We start from the raw sequence: 15,747 nt of genomic DNA, 5'->3' as shown, positions 1-15,747 counted from the left end.
CTAATACATACAAAATTGTTTGATATGGGCGTTTTGCATATTCCTGTGCTTTTTCAATTTCATCTAATCGCTTACCCTCGGTAAAGAATAGAATTTCTTTATAGGTCTGAATATCATTGCTCTTCTTGTACTTCTCAATTTTCAGTGCAAAGTACATTGTTATTACAAATAAGATCCCAGTGACTGCTAATCCATAGTATCCTAAAAATACGCTGAGCGGGACCGCAGATATGCTGAGTATCACTAATAGCAGGCTGAAGATAACAGCATATCGATTAAACTTTTGAAGTTCACTTTTGTTGATTTCTTCTTTCATGATTTTTATATCTCCTTTGATTAATTGATCAAGAGATATATTGAACACAGAACTTAGCAAAAGAAGACTGTGAATATCGGGGTAATTTTTATTGTTTTCCCAATTAGAAATTGTCTGTCTGGTGACATAGATTTTTTCTGCAAGTTCTTCCTGCGATAAGTTCAAGCTGGTTCGATATTTCTTTATTTGAGTATGAAGTTCCAAGGGAAATCTCCTTTCAATTTTCTCTTGATCTGATTTTATAATAGCCTATTCAAGAGAAAGCATCTATCAAAGAGTTTTTACATCGCATGATTTCCGTATGTAAAAAAGGGTTTACATTCCTAAAACACTGTGTTTACAACTATAGAGGAAAAGAATTTTGAATTCTGCGTAAACAAAAAAGTGACGCAAAACAAATGTCATAGGTTACCAGGGACAAATGTATACCCAAAGGGCATCCCGTAATACATGCCCTTCGGGCGGGTCTGCAGCAAAAGCTGCAGAATTCTGTTTGATTTATAGTTTTGTCTTTGTCTGTATTATAGTGCAGATTTGGGAGATGTCAAGCTGGACTGGCAATGACAATTCTGATACCTAAAATCAATCATCTATATTAAAGAGATTCTCCAGCTTATCTTCGGCATGGTCCAATTGATCTTCAAGGGTATCGATCTGACGGTCTGTTGTGCGGTATTCTTCACGGGTAAGAGTACCCTGCTCAAACTGATTCTCGATGTCATCATCCCAATAGTCAAGATCGCGGTCGATAGAGTCTAATTCCTTTTTTAAGGTACGGTATTGTGCCAATTGCTCATCAGAAGTTCCGGTCGGTGTCGCAGCGTTTACTTTATCTGTTATGGCAGAGACAGACTGGGAAAGCTCTTCCAGTGATGGCACTGTTTTTGTATCCTGTGCGGTGCTGCCGCCTGCATCTGTAGTACCAGCTTCATCTGTAGAACTGCCTGTGTTGGTATTCTGATCATTCTTATCTGTGTTTTGTGAATTCTGCAGGTCAGTAACCTGCTGTTCCAGCTGCGATACCTGATCCTCCAAAGCTTTTTCACGACTGTTGTCCCCGCAGCCTGTCAGCAGTGACATAGATAATAGAGCAGCGGCTGCTGTTACGGTTATTATTTTCGTTGATTTCATAATAGGCGCCTCCTTTAAATATAATTATTTTTTGTACTCTTTAGTTTGTATTATAATCATAAAGCTTAAACATTAAAGTATCATTAAAAGGATAATTTTAATCTTTATTTCATTTTTCTGTGATAAAATAAATAAATCAGAAAGGAGAGGATACACATGAGGCTGCTGGTCGTTGAGGATGAGATTCATCTGCTGGATATTATTAAAAAAAGACTGCAGAAAGAACATTACAGTGTGGATGCGTGTGCGGACGGTTTGGAGGCCATGGATTATATAGAACTGACAGCGTATGATGCCATCATATTGGATATTATGCTGCCGGGAATGTCGGGACTGGATATTTTGAAACGTGTCCGCGCCGCCGGAAACAGGACCCCGGTGCTTCTCCTGACCGCAAGGGACAGTATTGAGGACCGGGTAAATGGTTTGGATATCGGGGCTGATGACTATTTAGTCAAGCCATTTGCATTTGAAGAGCTGCTCGCCAGAATCCGGGTTATGATACGCAGGAGTACAGCGAAGGAGACCTCTGGCGATGTAAATGTGCTGGAGATAGCAGATCTGAAAGTGGATACAAAGAGCCATCAGGTATGGCGTGCCGGAAATCTTATTGAGCTTTCGTCCAGGGAGTACGCAGTTTTAGAGTATATGATGCGGAATCAGGGTGTGGTGCTGTCCAGGAAAAATATTGAAGAGCATGTGTGGAATTATGATTATATGGGCGGCTCTAATATGATCGATGTCTATATCCGTTATCTTCGGAAGAAGCTCGACGACGGTTTTGACACGAAGCTGATCCATACAGTTCGCGGAAGCGGTTATGTACTGAGGAGAGAAGCATGAAAAAGATGTCGGTTAAGATGAAGATAACCCTGTGGTATGCCTGCTTTGTGGTCGGGATCGCTGTGTTTGCTCTGGGAGTCGTAGCAGTGCTTTCAGATAACCTGCTGCGGTCGAATGCAGAAAAGGACCTGATCGAAAGTGTAAGGGAATTTGCTGAGGATGTGGATCAGGATGATGAGAATATCGAAGAGTATTATGAAGACGGTGTCTATTTCAGTGTCTATGATGCAGGGGGGCGTTTGCTAAAAGGGAGCGTTCCGGCTGGATTTCCAGCGGATACAACCCTCAAGAATATTAAGCTTCAGAGCTTCCGTTTGGAGGGGGGGCACTGGATGACATATGATATGGCACTGACAGCTCAAACGGAGGTGGTCTGCTGGGTGCGGGGGGTGACTTCACTGCGTACGCTTTCGCAGATGAACACCATACTGATCCGTATGCTCTTTGTCGTCTGTCCGCTGCTTGCCCTGCTTGCGATTATCAGCGGGTACTTTGTGACAGGCAAAGCTTTGAAGCCAGTGGAAGAAGCGCTGGAGAATGAGAAGCGGTTTACCGCAGATGCGTCCCATGAACTGCGTACTCCTGCCGCCGTGATCATGTCTCAGTGCGAATATGCTCTGCTTCCTGAGACGGACAGGGAAGAGATGGAGGAATGCGTAAGAGTCATTCTTGGGCAGAGCAGAAAAATGTCATCGTTGATCTCACAGCTTCTGATGCTTGCCAGACAGGATGCAGGAAAAGAAAAATTACAGAGGGAAGCAGTAGATCTCGGAATATTGACGGAGATCGTAGTCGATGAGCTGAAAGAAAAGGCGGACGAAAAAAATATCAGCCTGAAGACGGACCTTCAGGAAAATCTGGTCATGAACGGTGACCAGAACCTGCTCATGAGAATGATGACAAATTTGATTGAAAACAGCATTCAATATGGAAAACAGGGGGGGACTACGTGGATAACTCTTCGAAAAACAGGGAATTATGTGGAAGGCTGTGTACAGGATAATGGCATTGGGATCGCACCGGAGCATCAGGAGGATATTTGGAAACGGTTTTACAGGGAAGATAAAACGAGAAAGGGGGCGCAGGAAAGCCACTCAGGTCTCGGACTCTCCATGGTGAAATGGATCGTGGAAGCACACCAGGGAAGTATAAATGTGACAAGCCAGAAGGGAAACGGCGCAGCGTTCTCGTTCCGTTTTCGCCTGTAAACGAGATAACGGAGGCGATTCTTTATAATGGAGCAATCATAATCTGCCGCTGTCTGTTCCTTCACTTCTGCCATAAAAAATACTCCTTTTTGATAAGAACAGTCATGACGGGGTGTCACGCCTGGACTTCTTACCAAAAAGGAGTTATTTTTTTGCCAAAGACACAAATTAATTTACATCACCTTAGAAATTTTTCTATGATAATAAAAGATAACAAAAAGTATTTTTAGTGCTCTGTATGCAGCAGCATATGTGCCTTATGTGACAACGGTTTTTCAAAATATTCCTCATACATGTTCAGGATATCCTTATTTTCATGGGAGAATCTGATCTTAGCGTCCTGGTCAAGCCCATAAAGCTTTTTCCCTCTTTCATATGCCAGCTCCTCGCCGTCGTGTATGGGCTGCCCGCCGCCGCCGACACAGCCGCCGGGGCAGGCCATGACTTCCACAAAATCGTACTGCACTTCTCCTCTTTGCATCCGTTCCAAAAGTGCTCTTGTATTGCCAAGTCCGCTGACCGCTGCAATTCTGATAGTAGTATCACCTATCGTAAACTCAGCTTCCTGTACGCCCGAATCAGCATTAAAACCTTTGCTTCTCACAGGCTTGAAGATGTCAGCCGGGGGATTTTCCCCTGTTAATGTGTGGTAAGCAGTACGAAGCGCCGCCTCCATCACACCGCCGGTTACTCCAAAGATCACTCCGGCGCCGGAACCGTCCTGCATCGGTCTGTCGCTTTCGATGTCCTGCAATGTGTCAGGGCAGATATGGGCAGAGCGGATCATTTTTACGAGTTCCCTTGTGGTGATCACCGTATCAACATCATGTCCGGCATATTCGCCGTAGAACAGCTCCTTTTCGCGTTCGCCTTTTTTAGCAACACAGGGCATAACGGACACGGTATATATATTGTCCGGGGAAACACCGATCTTCTCGGCAAAATACGTTTTCATGACAGCGCCGAACATCTGCTGCGGCGATTTCGCCGTGGACAGCTGCTGTACAAGATATGGGAATTGCGATTTCACGAACCGGACCCATCCCGGGCAGCAGGACGTAAACATCGGCCGCTCTTTCAGCTCCCCTTTTGTAAATCTCAAAATAAACTCGCTGGCCTCTTCCATGATCGTAAGATCCGCAGAAAATGTAGTGTCAAATACATAGTCCACACCCATCCGTTTTAAGGAATCCATGATCCTGCCAACGGTCGCATCTTCCGGCTTCATGCCCAGTTCTTCACCCCAGGCAGTCCGTACAGCAGGTGCGACCTGTGCCACAACGATCTTCTTCTCATCGGCAATAGCCTCCCACACCTTTTCTGTATCGTCCCGTTCTCTTAATGCACCTACCGGACAGTGGGTGATGCACTGGCCGCAGAGTGAACAGTCTGCATTTTCAATGTGTCTGTGCCCGGATACGCCGATCGTTGTCCTGGAACCTGTACCTTCCACATGCCATACGCCAAGTCCCTGTACCTTATCACAGATCTGGATACAGCGCATACATTTGATACATTTGGCAGAATTGCGGATCAGTGGGAAATTCTGGTTCCACGGTCTTTTATCTACTTCCATTTTGAACGGAATGTCAATAATATTTAAATCATTTGCAATTTTCTGCAGGCCGCAGTTCCCGCTTCTGGCGCAGGTCACACACAGGCAGTCATGCTGGGACAGGATCAGCTGTACGTTACGTCTTCTGTCCATACGGACCTTCGGACTGTTTGTATAGATGACCATTCCTTCTTCTACTACATTATTACAGGAAGTGATCAGGCGGTCTGAGCCTTCCAGCTCCACCACGCAGACACGGCACGCCGCAATCTCATTGATCCCTTTCAGATAACAAAGCTTGGGGATCGGGATTCCATGCTGTCTGGCAGCTTCCATGATGGTCGTATTCTCTTCAACCTGAACTTTTTTGTTGTCTATTATAAATGTTACCATAATCTCTCACGCCCTCCCTGGAATATTCCGTAGCCAAAATGATCGCAGCGCAGGCATCGGGATGCTTCCTGTCTGGCTTCCTTTTCAGTCATGCCGATCTCCACTGCTTCAAAATCGTTGACTCTCTCGCATGCTTCACGTTCAGTCAGGTTGACCCTTCCGCAAGGAGGACGGTCAAACAGATTGGCTTCCGGTATTTCTACGTCACATGATATTTCATGGTGGTAACCAAGATATTCATCTATGTTGGCCGCAACAACTTTGGCTGCCGCAATAGCCTTAATGACAGAAGCCGGACCGCTTGCACAGTCTCCTCCTGCAAATACACCCGGCAGGTGTTCAAAGGTACCAGATTTTTCCGTGATGATCTTCCCTTTTTCCACAGGGATACCGGCCTGTTCAAAATGGGCTGTTTCGATGTTCTGTCCGATTGCGACGATCAGGATATCACAAGGTATGTAGATATCATCCTCTCCGGTCGGCCGAATGCTGGCGCGCCCGTCCCTGATGGTACTGATCATCTGAGGCGTCACATAAATTCCTCTGATATGTCCGTTCTCATCCACGTCGATACTGGACGGCGCCTTCAAAGTCTGAAGCTCCACTCCCTCTGCAACCGCACCTTCGATCTCTCCCGGAAGTGCTGTCATATCGGCTACCCTTCTGCGGTATACGATACTTACCTTTTTGGCTCCAAGCCGTTTTGCGGTCCGCACGGCATCCATGGAGACATTACCGCCTCCGATGACTGCAACCTGCATGCCGGACAGGTCCATACATTCGTTCCTGCCCACATTGCGCAGGAACTGTACTGCCGATAGGACGCCGTCTGCATCTTCTCCCGGAAGTCCCAGCTTTTTATCTGTGCTGGCCCCGATCGTGATGAGCACTGCATCATATTGTTCTCTCAGCTCCTGGATGGTGATATCTTGTCCGATCTTCAGTCCGTGTTTTACCTCTACTCCCGTCTTTAAGATACTGTTGATATCCTCCTCTAAACGTTCTTTTGGAAGCCGGTAGTTTGGAATTCCATAGCGCAGCATTCCTCCCAGCTTTGGCAGCATCTCATATACGGTTGCCTGGTGTCCCATCAGCTGCAGATAATAAGCAGCACTCAAGCCTCCCGGACCTCCGCCCAGGACTGCCACCCGTTTTCCGGTGCTTGGGGCGCACTCCGGCGGGTCCACCTCTCCGGCAAAGTCAGCCGCCACTCGTTTCAGTCCCCGGATATTGATGGAGTCATCCACCATGTTTCTGCGGCAGCGGGCCTCACATGGGTGCTCACAAATAAATCCGCATGTTGTCGGGAATGGGTTGTCCTTACGGATCAGACGGATGGCATCGGCATATCTTCCCTCCAGGATAAGAGCTGTATAGCCTGGAATATCGACCCGTGCAGGACATAGAGAGACACAGGGAACGGTCTGGCGGGAGGTACAGGTACACTGCCCATACTTGATGTGTTCCACATAGTCATCTCTGTATCCGATCAGCCCCTTATACACCATTCTTGCGGCTTCATAGCCGATCGCACAGTCTGCAGAATCCATGATGGATAATGCGGTTTCTTCCATGATGTCTAATGTTTCCATGGTCGCATTTCCTTCCAGAACATCCTTGATAAAATGATTCAGCTGCCCCAGGCCGATCCTGCACGGTACACATTTGCCGCAGGTCTGGGCATGGCATAATTCCAAGAATGCACGTGACATATCCACCGGACATAATCCCGGAGGACTGGATTCAATTCTACGCTCCAGATCTTTGTAAAGTCCCTCCATAACGATCTGAGCTCTGTTTGGCGTAGCGATTTCTAATCTGCTCATTGTTTTTCTCCTTCATACATATTGCTGTTGTGCTTTGACGCACAGTGTTTTTTATTATAACATCTAACATAAGGGTCTGTAATTACCTTGGGCATAAGTAGTTTATTTAACATACCTGACATAAAATTGACAGGGATGATTTAACCTCATCAGAAAAGCAGCCAGATACATTTTCAATAGCTGACTTGATTGAAAAACTTTTAAGTTAACAGGAAAACTTCTGGGTATTAAAACTAGGATCAGGTAAAGAATATTCTTATAGATCTTTGTGTAAACTGCCATATGTGAAACACTGAAATACCGCAGAAGGGCAGTCTTTATATGGGAAATATAGAGGGAGAGGAGAACTGATATGAGTAATTATTTAAAAGACCAGAGCAGCCCCTATCTATTACAGCATTCGGAAAATCCTGTCGATTGGTATCCGTGGTGTGAAAAAGCATTTGAGAAAGCCAGACGGGAGGACAAACCGATTTTTCTGAGTATTGGCTACAGCACCTGTCATTGGTGCCATGTGATGGCTCATGAGAGTTTTGAAAACGAAGAAATTGCAAAGATCCTGAATGAATATTTTGTCTCCATCAAGGTAGACAGGGAGGAACGTCCGGATATTGACAGTGTCTATATGTCTGTATGCCAGGCACTGACCGGGAGCGGAGGCTGGCCCATGAGCATTTTCATGACGCCAAATCAGAAGCCTTTCTATGCAGCCACCTATATTCCGCCAAAAAGCCGCTGGGGCAGGAAGGGATTTCGGGAGCTGTTATTGGAGATCAATGACTACTGGAAGTATAAAAAAACGGATCTGCTGCAGTCCGCGGATCAGATTCTGAATCATATGAGTACAAGTGAGTACAGTCAAAGCAAGAAAGAACAGCGAACCGGGGGAGAAATAGACAGCACTCTGCCGGCACGTGCAGCAGAGACATTTACACAGGCTTTTGATAAAAAATATGGAGGCTTTGGTCCGGCACCTAAGTTTCCCACTCCGCATAACCTGATCTTTCTAATGCTGTATTCCAAGATCATGGGAGAGGACAAATTTTACCAGGCAAAAAAGACTTTGGAGCAAATGCGCAGAGGGGGAATATTTGACCAGATCGGTTATGGATTTTCCAGATATTCAACGGATGACTTTTATCTGGTCCCGCATTTTGAAAAAATGTTATACGACAATGCACTGCTGATACTGGCTTATTCGGCGGCATTTAAGATGTCAGGTGAAAAGGTGTTTCTGGAAACAGCAGAAAAGACAGCGGAGTATATCTTCCGGGAGATGACCGGGCCTAAGGGGGCATTTTATTCTGCCCAGGATGCGGACAGTGAGGGACAGGAAGGAATGTACTATGTCTGGGATTATGAAGAAGTTATAAACGTACTTGGAAGAGAAAAAGGTGCGCAGTTCTGCAGACATTTTGGAATCACAGAACAGGGAAATTTCGAAGGAAAAAACATACCTAACCTGTTAGCCGGAGGGCGTTTCTGCGATGAATTTGATGAAGAGAGAAAAGCCTTATATCAGTATCGGCAGTCGCGGACCAAGCTTCATTTAGATGACAAGGTTCTCACCTCGTGGAACTCTATGATGATCTGTGCTATGACGGTACTCTACCGGGTGACCGGAAAAAAAGAATATCTTCAGGCGGCAAAGCGGGCCTGCAGTTTTATTGAAAAAAATCTGGCAGCAGGAACGATACTTTATGTCAGCTGCCGCGATTCTATCGGATATGTGAAAGGGTTTCTGGATGAATATGCCTATTATACGGCGGCCCTGTTAAGCCTCTATGAAGTGGATTCGGATGAAAATTACCTGAAACGTGCAGAGGAGATCTGCAAAGAAGCACAACGGCAGTTTTCGGATAAAAATGAAGGAGGGTACTTCCTGTACGGAAGCGAGAATGACAGACTGATCACGAGGCCAAAGGAAACCTATGACGGTGCCGTTCCCAGCGGGAACTCGGTGATGGCATACTGTCTGGTGCGTCTTGCTCATATTACAGGCAGTAAAGAGGATCAGACTGTAGCAGAACGACAGCTTGCGTATATGTCCGGCGAGGCACAGGCCTATCCGGCGGGACACACACTGTTTCTGATCTCCCTTCTTTTATACGAGAATCCGCCCCAGAAGATTACTGTCGTATTGGCGCAGCCGGATAGGCGGGAAGAGATCATCAGCAGCCTTCCGCTGTATGCGGAAATTAAGATATTAAATGAAGAAACAGAGGAGTATCCGTTATTAAACGGGAGGACAACGTATTATATATGTAAAGATTATACGTGTCTTCCGCCGGTGAATGAAGACGGATTATGCTTGAATCTGGCAGAGCCTGTATTATGAAAAATATCATTTGACTTTATACAAAAAACATTATAAGGTTAATCTATGAGAAGTCAGAAACAGGCATATAGGCGATATAGCCTGTTTCTCTTTCGAAAATATTTCAAAAGGAGGTTCAATATAGTGGCAAGTATCAAGGACGTAGCCCAAAAGGCCTGTGTCGGTGTAGGTACCGTATCCAGGATGCTCAATGACAGCGGCTATGTGGCAGAGGAGACCCGCAAGAAGATCGAAGCTGCAATGAAAGAACTGAATTATACTCCCAATGAGCTGGCCAGAAATCTTTATCATAAACGGACAGGAATCATTGCTGTGCTGGTACCAAACGTATCCAATCCATTCTTCGCGGAATTTGTGGATCATGTGGAAGCGGATTTGTATGAGGCAGGATTTAAGATGATGCTCTGCAATACAGTGAAGGAACGAAATGCAGAACTGGAGTATCTGGACATGCTGAACCGTCATATCGTGGATGGTGTGATCACAGGCGTGCATTCTCTGGATGCAGAAGAGTATAAGAAAATGAATAAACCGATCGTCGCCCTGGACAGATGTCTTGGAGAACATATTCCGGTCGTAGCGGTCAACCATAAGGAGGGCGGCCGTCTGGCAGCGGAGGCTTTGATCAGTAACGGATGTAAAAAGATCCTGCATTTCAGAGGATCAACAGCAGTGGAATCTCCATACCACGAGAGGCACTTTGAGTTTGAGCGTATCATGACGGAAAACCATATCGGTACATATTGCTATGAGCTGGAGTGGAACCGGTTTGATCCAGAATATTATCGGGAAGCCGTGGAGGACGTATTCTCAAGAGGAATCGAATTTGATGGTGTATTTGCCGTGGATCAGCTGGCTATTGAATGCATGAACGAAACTATAAGAAGGCATAGAAAGGTACCCCGTGACGTGAAGTTTGTTGCCTATGACGGAACCTATATCACGGAGATGGTGGAACCTCAGATGACTGCTGTCGTTCAGCCGATCGAAGGCCTTGCGAAGGAGTCGGTACGCCTGCTGAGTGATCTGATAGGCGGAAAGAAGTATAAGAATAAACAGGTCCTGCTGGGTGTGCAGCTTAGAAAGGGCAATACAACAATAGTGTAATTTTGGGATTGTGAAAGTTATACAAAGAGGACGGAGTTAAATTCGACAAGTTGTACAAAACGAATAAAAGGTATTGACATATTTGGCTGAATGAGTATAATAAAAAATGTAAAGAGGAATCTTATTTTTTTGCTCAGCTGTGGAAACCGTTCCACAAAGCAGAACATGTGAGTACCTTTTATTTTTTACATGATGTGGAACGCGTTCCACAAAGGGTTCCATATCGCAGCTCCGATTAGATTTCACAAGCTATTGCCTGAATTACACCGGTGGAGGCAGGGCAGACGGAGGTGGAACAAAACAGGGAATATGGGACAAACAGACAATGTATGGATGAGGTAAGAAAAAGGAGGATAAGGATGAAGAAAAGAATTCTTAGTATCATGCTTGCAGCAGCAATGATAGGGACGATGGTTGTAGGATGCGGTTCAAAAGAAGAGAAAAAAGAATCCAAAGGTGATGGAAACAGCATAACCGTACTGGTTGAGAGCGGATCACCGGCAGAGGCACTGGCCAAGGAGACAGCGGATGATTTTGAAAAAGAGACAGGCTGCAAGGTTGTGATCGATGCAGTTGCCTATACGGGAATGTATGACAAGCTTTCTACAGAGATCAAGGCAAAGCAGGCTGCCCATGATGTTGCCTGCATGGATGTTGTCTGGCTGGCAGCATTTGCAGATGCGATCGAACCTGCGAAGGATGCAGATACAAGTGATTTCCTTCCGACTTTAGAGGAAAGCGGAACGATCGACGGGAATCTTCTCGGATATCCAATGTGGGTCAATGCAAAGATTTTGATCTACAGAAAAGACCTGATTCCGGAAGACAAGGTTCCGAAGACATGGGAGGAATACCAGGCACTTGCCAAGGAACTGAAAACAGATGATATGTATGGAACTACCGTGTTTGGCAGTGGTTCAGATGCAGTCTGCTCTTTCCTCGATTTTGCGTGCCAGGCTGGTGCCAAAGGGCTGGTATTTGATAAAGACGGCAATGTAAATATCACAGACCAGGCTTATGTGGATGCTCTGAATTTCATGGTTGAGAATGCGGATGCCGATTACACACCGGCAGACTCCTTATCCACAGCAGCTACAGAGTCTCAGGAGCTTTTCACAAATGGAAAAGCTGCAATGCAGTTAAACTGGAGCCATCAGTATCCGGCAGCGGTAGAGGCACTCGGAGCGGACAAAGTCGGATGTGCACCGATGATCGGAGGAAGTGACGGAGTCGGAGCTACGACAGGACCGTGGTATGAGTGTGTAATGAAGAATTCTGAGAATAAAGAGATGGCTAAAAAGTATGTAGAATTCATGTATGATCACAATGGAGATTATATGGATCTCACCTTAAAAATTGCGGGAAGAACCTCTGTATATGAGGAAGCGGGAAAAGAAGCAGGAAATGAGCATACTACAGCAGTACTGGATACATTAAGTGCAGCGCAGTCCCAGGCAAGACCGATGGTAACAACCTGGTCTCAGATTGAGGAAGTCCTGACAGGCGTTGTAGAGTCAAGCCTGGGTGGTGCTGACGTGAAGGAGACGCTGGAGTCAGCAAAAACAGAGATCGAGGCAATCGGCAGGTAATATGAGCGATTGGCAGGGGATCAAAACGGTCGGCAGGTAATGGAAGCAATAGGAATATATCTGAAGCAGTATATGTAATCAGATGAGATGGGTAACAGAGGGGATGACAGAAAATTTCCAAAAGATTTCTTTCGTACCCCTCTGTTTTAAAAAGGTGGTAAGTGGTAAATGAGATTGATTTCAAGAAAAACCTTATTATTATTCTTTCTGCCAGGCGCGGTATTTATGGGTGCATTTCTTATCTATCCAATCATAACAATGGTGATCGACAGTTTTTTTGAAATAGGGATTACAGGGGATAAGACGTTTATTGGTCTAGAGAATTACATTCATGCATTTACAGCAGGCGGGTTTTTAAAACAGTTAAAAAATACATTGTTCTATATCGTAGCAGCCGTTGGTATTGAGACGGTAATGGGTTTATTATTCGCACTATTTTTTGAATTAGATTATAAAGGAAGCAAGATTATACGTTCATTTATGATGGCTCCTCTTATGATAGCACCGCTTGTAGCGGGCCTTACCTGGAAATTAATGATGAGTTCCAGCTTTGGAATCGTCAATGAGCTTTTATCAAGGATCGGTATCTTATCAAGCAGCGCAGATATTCTCTGGCTTGCCGATGAAAAATGGTCTCTATTAGCATGCTGTATTGCCGATATCTGGCTTACGACACCATTTATGATGCTGATGATACTGGCTGGGCTTCAGGGTCTGGATTCCAGTATGATCGAAGCTGCAAAGATAGATGGGGCAAATATGCTGCAGCAGGTTTTTATGATCAAGCTTCCGGTCATCAAACCAGTTCTGTTGACTGCTTTGTCAGTAAGGATCATCGATGCTGCCAGAACCTTTGATATTATCTGGGCGATGACAGAAGGCGGTCCGAATAGTTCCTCGGAAACGATCAGTATTATCATTTACAAGACTCTGGCGAGGTATAACAATATCGGCTATGCAAGTGCGATGGCAGTCGTATTTATTGCAGTATTGGTAGTATTTACGCTGGTATTCATGCAGAGCTTGTGGAACCCGAAGAAAAAGTTGAGCTAGGCAGCTGGTTTGATAGGAGGCGAAAAAAGTGAGTAAAAAAGGTGAGATCGGAAAAAAGCTGGGAATCATTTTGTCGGTGGTTCTCACTGTGTTTTGGCTTTTCCCGTACATATATGTAATCTGTTGTTCGTTTAAGCCGGGTTCAGAGGTGATCGCAGTGCCGCCGAGTTTCTTCCCAAAGGTATTTTCCGTTGAAAACTTTTCGGATCTGCTTAGCAGGATGGATGCACTTAAATTTCTGGTAAACAGTTTGAGCGTATCTCTGGCAAGCACGGTCATTGCCTTGATCCTGGGTTCTCTTGCAGCATATGCGATCCAGCGTTCAGGGGCAAAGCTATCCATAGTTTTGGTGGTATTAGTATTGTGTCTGAAAATGATCCCGACATCCAGTATTGTAGTACCGATCTATGAATTGATCTGTAACCTGGGATTATATGATACCAGGGTCGCTCTGATCATCGTGTATGCGGCTATCAATATGCCGTTTGTCATGTGGACGATGCTGAGCTTTTACGAGGGAATTCCTACGACATTGGATGAGGCGGCATTTGTGGATGGGGCAAGCAGCCTGCAGACATTCAGGAAGGTGATCCTGCCGATCTGCAGGCCGGGGCTGGCAACAGCATTTATCTTTACCCTGTTCCTTGCATGGAACGATTTCCTTGTAGCATTATTGTTGACCAGTACAAATGCAAAAACATTTACCGTTGGACTGGCAGGATTTTTATCGGCATACAATCTGGATCTGGGACCGATGTGTGCAGGTGCATTTTTATTTAGTTTCCCAGTAATGATCATTTCACTTGCGGCTCAGAAATATATTGTGCAGGGTATGACTGCCGGGGCTGTGAAGGGTTAGCAGGTATGGAGGAGTCTTATGTCCAGAGAATTAATGCAACAGAATATTGAGAAGGCTCAGCGCGAAATAGACAGTAAAAAAGAGTTAGTTAAAAAGGGGGATATGCGCCAGCGGTATCATTTTATGCCGGAGGCGGGCTGGATGAATGACCCCAATGGATTAATTTATTTCCGAGGGAAATATCATCTCTTTTTCCAGTATAATCCGTACCATGGATTTTGGGATGCGATGCATTGGGGACATGCGGTCAGCGAGGATATGCTCCATTGGGAGTATCTGCCGCTTGCACTTGCTCCCAGTGAACCGTATGATGACCACCAAAAGGGCGGATGCTTTTCAGGCAGTGCGATCGAGCATGAAGGCAGACTGTTCCTGATGTATACAGGAACGTTTAATGAAGGAAAAGGGTATGAGCAGACGCAGTGTATCGCATATAGCGAGGATGGGATTCATTTTGAGAAATATGAGGGCAACCCTGTATTGACTGCCCCGGAGGGAATCCTGGCCTCTCAGTTCCGGGACCCAAAGGTATGGAAGCATGAGGACACTTATTATATGGTGTGTGGAGCGAGCCGCGAAGGAAGGGCTCAGGCGCTACTTTACCGGTCGAAGGATATGTTCCACTGGACATTTTTCAATGTGCTGGCAGAGAGCCGTGGAGAGTGGGGACATATGTGGGAATGCCCGGATTTTTATCCGATCGGTGACAAATATGTCCTGACCTTCTCACCCATGGGAGCGGGAGAGCATACCTCCATGTATCTGGCCGGTGATTTTGATTATAAAACCGGCAAGTTTGATTTTCATGTAACCGGTGAGATCGACTGGGGATTTGATTATTATGCACCCCAGTCCTTTCTGACCAAGGACGGAAGAAGAGTCATGATCGCATGGGCGAATGAGTGGGAATGGATGCCATTATTTAAAGATTGGGGACCGACGTATAAGGAAGGCTGGTGCGGTTTCTTTAATATCCCCCGGGAAGTACGCATGACAAAGGAGGGGACACTGCAGTTTTTGCCTATAGCAGAGACAGAAGCGCTGCGGCAGAACCCTGAAAATATCGATCGTCTTTTAATTACGGAAACGCAGACAGCATTGAAGGCCGGAGATGGTGTTGCCTTTGAGCTAAAGATGAAGATAGATCTTGAGGAAACGGATGCAGATCGGTTAGAATTGACCTTAAGATGCGGTGAGGGAAAGAAGACAGTTTGTCAGTTTGATTTTAAGAATGGGGAAATGAGTGTAGACAGAAGCCAGGCGGACGGATGGAGCAGAGGAGTTTCAAGAAGTACCATGTTCCTGAAAGGAAAAAAGGAACTGGACATCCATATCTTTTCGGACCAAAGCTCCCTAGAGATCTTTACAGACCAATATCAAAATAACCATTCCAGCAATGTATTTGCCGGGAAAAAGCAGGATCGGCTGATGATCCGTGCATATGGAGGCAGTGCAGTGATCAGGGAATATGAGTCCTACGGGATGAAGCCATGTATTCAATAATCTTTCATCTTATCTAGGAAGCTTAA

At 45.6% G+C, this 15,747-nt stretch carries 11 protein-coding genes and 2 pseudogenes; 8 read left to right on the top strand and 5 right to left on the bottom strand.

Annotated features, from left to right (window positions below; all coding sequences use genetic code 11):
• The 3 genes and pseudogenes from AC4OGX_RS08075 to AC4OGX_RS08065 form a co-directional block, all read right to left on the bottom strand.
• Positions 1–316 (bottom strand): annotated as a pseudogene (locus AC4OGX_RS08075) (transcriptional regulator); the annotation flags it as partial.
• Positions 317–340: 24 nt separating this feature from the next.
• Positions 341–520 (bottom strand): annotated as a pseudogene (locus AC4OGX_RS08070) (helix-turn-helix transcriptional regulator); the annotation flags it as partial.
• Positions 521–898: 378 nt separating this feature from the next.
• Positions 899–1,447, bottom strand: coding sequence for a hypothetical protein (locus AC4OGX_RS08065; RefSeq protein WP_493329675.1), 549 nt, complete (start codon positions 1,445–1,447; stop codon positions 899–901).
• 156 nt (positions 1,448–1,603) lie between these two features.
• Here AC4OGX_RS08065 and AC4OGX_RS08060 point away from each other — a divergent pair, with 156 nt between their 5' ends.
• Positions 1,604–2,290 carry a response regulator transcription factor gene (locus AC4OGX_RS08060; protein WP_493329673.1) on the top strand — a complete coding sequence of 229 codons (687 nt, stop codon included), beginning with the start codon at positions 1,604–1,606 and terminating at the stop codon, positions 2,288–2,290.
• Positions 2,287–3,498, top strand: a complete 1,212-nt coding sequence (locus tag AC4OGX_RS08055; RefSeq protein ID WP_493329671.1) for a sensor histidine kinase — start codon at positions 2,287–2,289, stop codon at positions 3,496–3,498. The genes AC4OGX_RS08060 and AC4OGX_RS08055 overlap by 4 nt, the downstream gene beginning before the upstream one ends.
• Positions 3,499–3,724: 226 nt before the next feature.
• On the opposite strand, the gene AC4OGX_RS08050 is transcribed toward AC4OGX_RS08055, so the two are convergent.
• Positions 3,725–5,446 (bottom strand): [FeFe] hydrogenase, group A, encoded by a 1,722-nt coding sequence (locus AC4OGX_RS08050; RefSeq protein ID WP_493329670.1) that lies wholly within the window; start codon positions 5,444–5,446, stop codon positions 3,725–3,727.
• The gene (locus tag AC4OGX_RS08045) at positions 5,440–7,272 is read right to left on the bottom strand and encodes an NAD(P)-binding protein (protein ID WP_493329669.1); all 1,833 of its coding nucleotides are present in this window, start codon (positions 7,270–7,272) and stop codon (positions 5,440–5,442) included. Before AC4OGX_RS08045 ends, AC4OGX_RS08050 begins: the two co-directional genes overlap by 7 nt.
• Positions 7,273–7,624: 352 nt before the next feature.
• On the opposite strand from AC4OGX_RS08045, the gene AC4OGX_RS08040 reads away from it, so the two are divergent.
• The 6 genes from AC4OGX_RS08040 to AC4OGX_RS08015 all read left to right on the top strand — a co-directional run bounded on the left by AC4OGX_RS08040 (position 7,625) and on the right by AC4OGX_RS08015 (position 15,721).
• Positions 7,625–9,610: a thioredoxin domain-containing protein gene (locus AC4OGX_RS08040; RefSeq protein WP_493329668.1), complete on the top strand. Its 1,986-nt coding sequence runs from the start codon at positions 7,625–7,627 to the stop codon at positions 9,608–9,610.
• Positions 9,611–9,733: 123 nt separating this feature from the next.
• The gene (locus AC4OGX_RS08035) at positions 9,734–10,717 is read left to right on the top strand and encodes a LacI family DNA-binding transcriptional regulator (RefSeq protein ID WP_493329666.1); all 984 of its coding nucleotides are present in this window, start codon (positions 9,734–9,736) and stop codon (positions 10,715–10,717) included.
• A gap of 359 nt (positions 10,718–11,076) precedes the next feature.
• Entirely contained in the window at positions 11,077–12,306 is a 1,230-nt protein-coding gene (locus AC4OGX_RS08030; RefSeq protein WP_493329664.1) for an ABC transporter substrate-binding protein, read from the top strand.
• Positions 12,307–12,474: 168 nt separating this feature from the next.
• Positions 12,475–13,359, top strand: a complete 885-nt coding sequence (locus AC4OGX_RS08025; protein WP_493329662.1) for a carbohydrate ABC transporter permease — start codon at positions 12,475–12,477, stop codon at positions 13,357–13,359.
• A 28-nt stretch (positions 13,360–13,387) separates the two neighbouring features.
• Positions 13,388–14,218 (top strand): carbohydrate ABC transporter permease, encoded by an 831-nt coding sequence (locus tag AC4OGX_RS08020; protein ID WP_493329660.1) that lies wholly within the window; start codon positions 13,388–13,390, stop codon positions 14,216–14,218.
• Positions 14,219–14,236: 18 nt separating this feature from the next.
• Positions 14,237–15,721: a glycoside hydrolase family 32 protein gene (locus AC4OGX_RS08015; RefSeq protein ID WP_493329658.1), complete on the top strand. Its 1,485-nt coding sequence runs from the start codon at positions 14,237–14,239 to the stop codon at positions 15,719–15,721.
• The last annotated feature ends 26 nt before the right edge of the window (positions 15,722–15,747 follow it).

The sequence above is a fragment of the Faecalicatena sp. genome, assembly GCF_058819085.1.
This window is presented reverse-complemented; position numbering and strand designations above follow the sequence as displayed.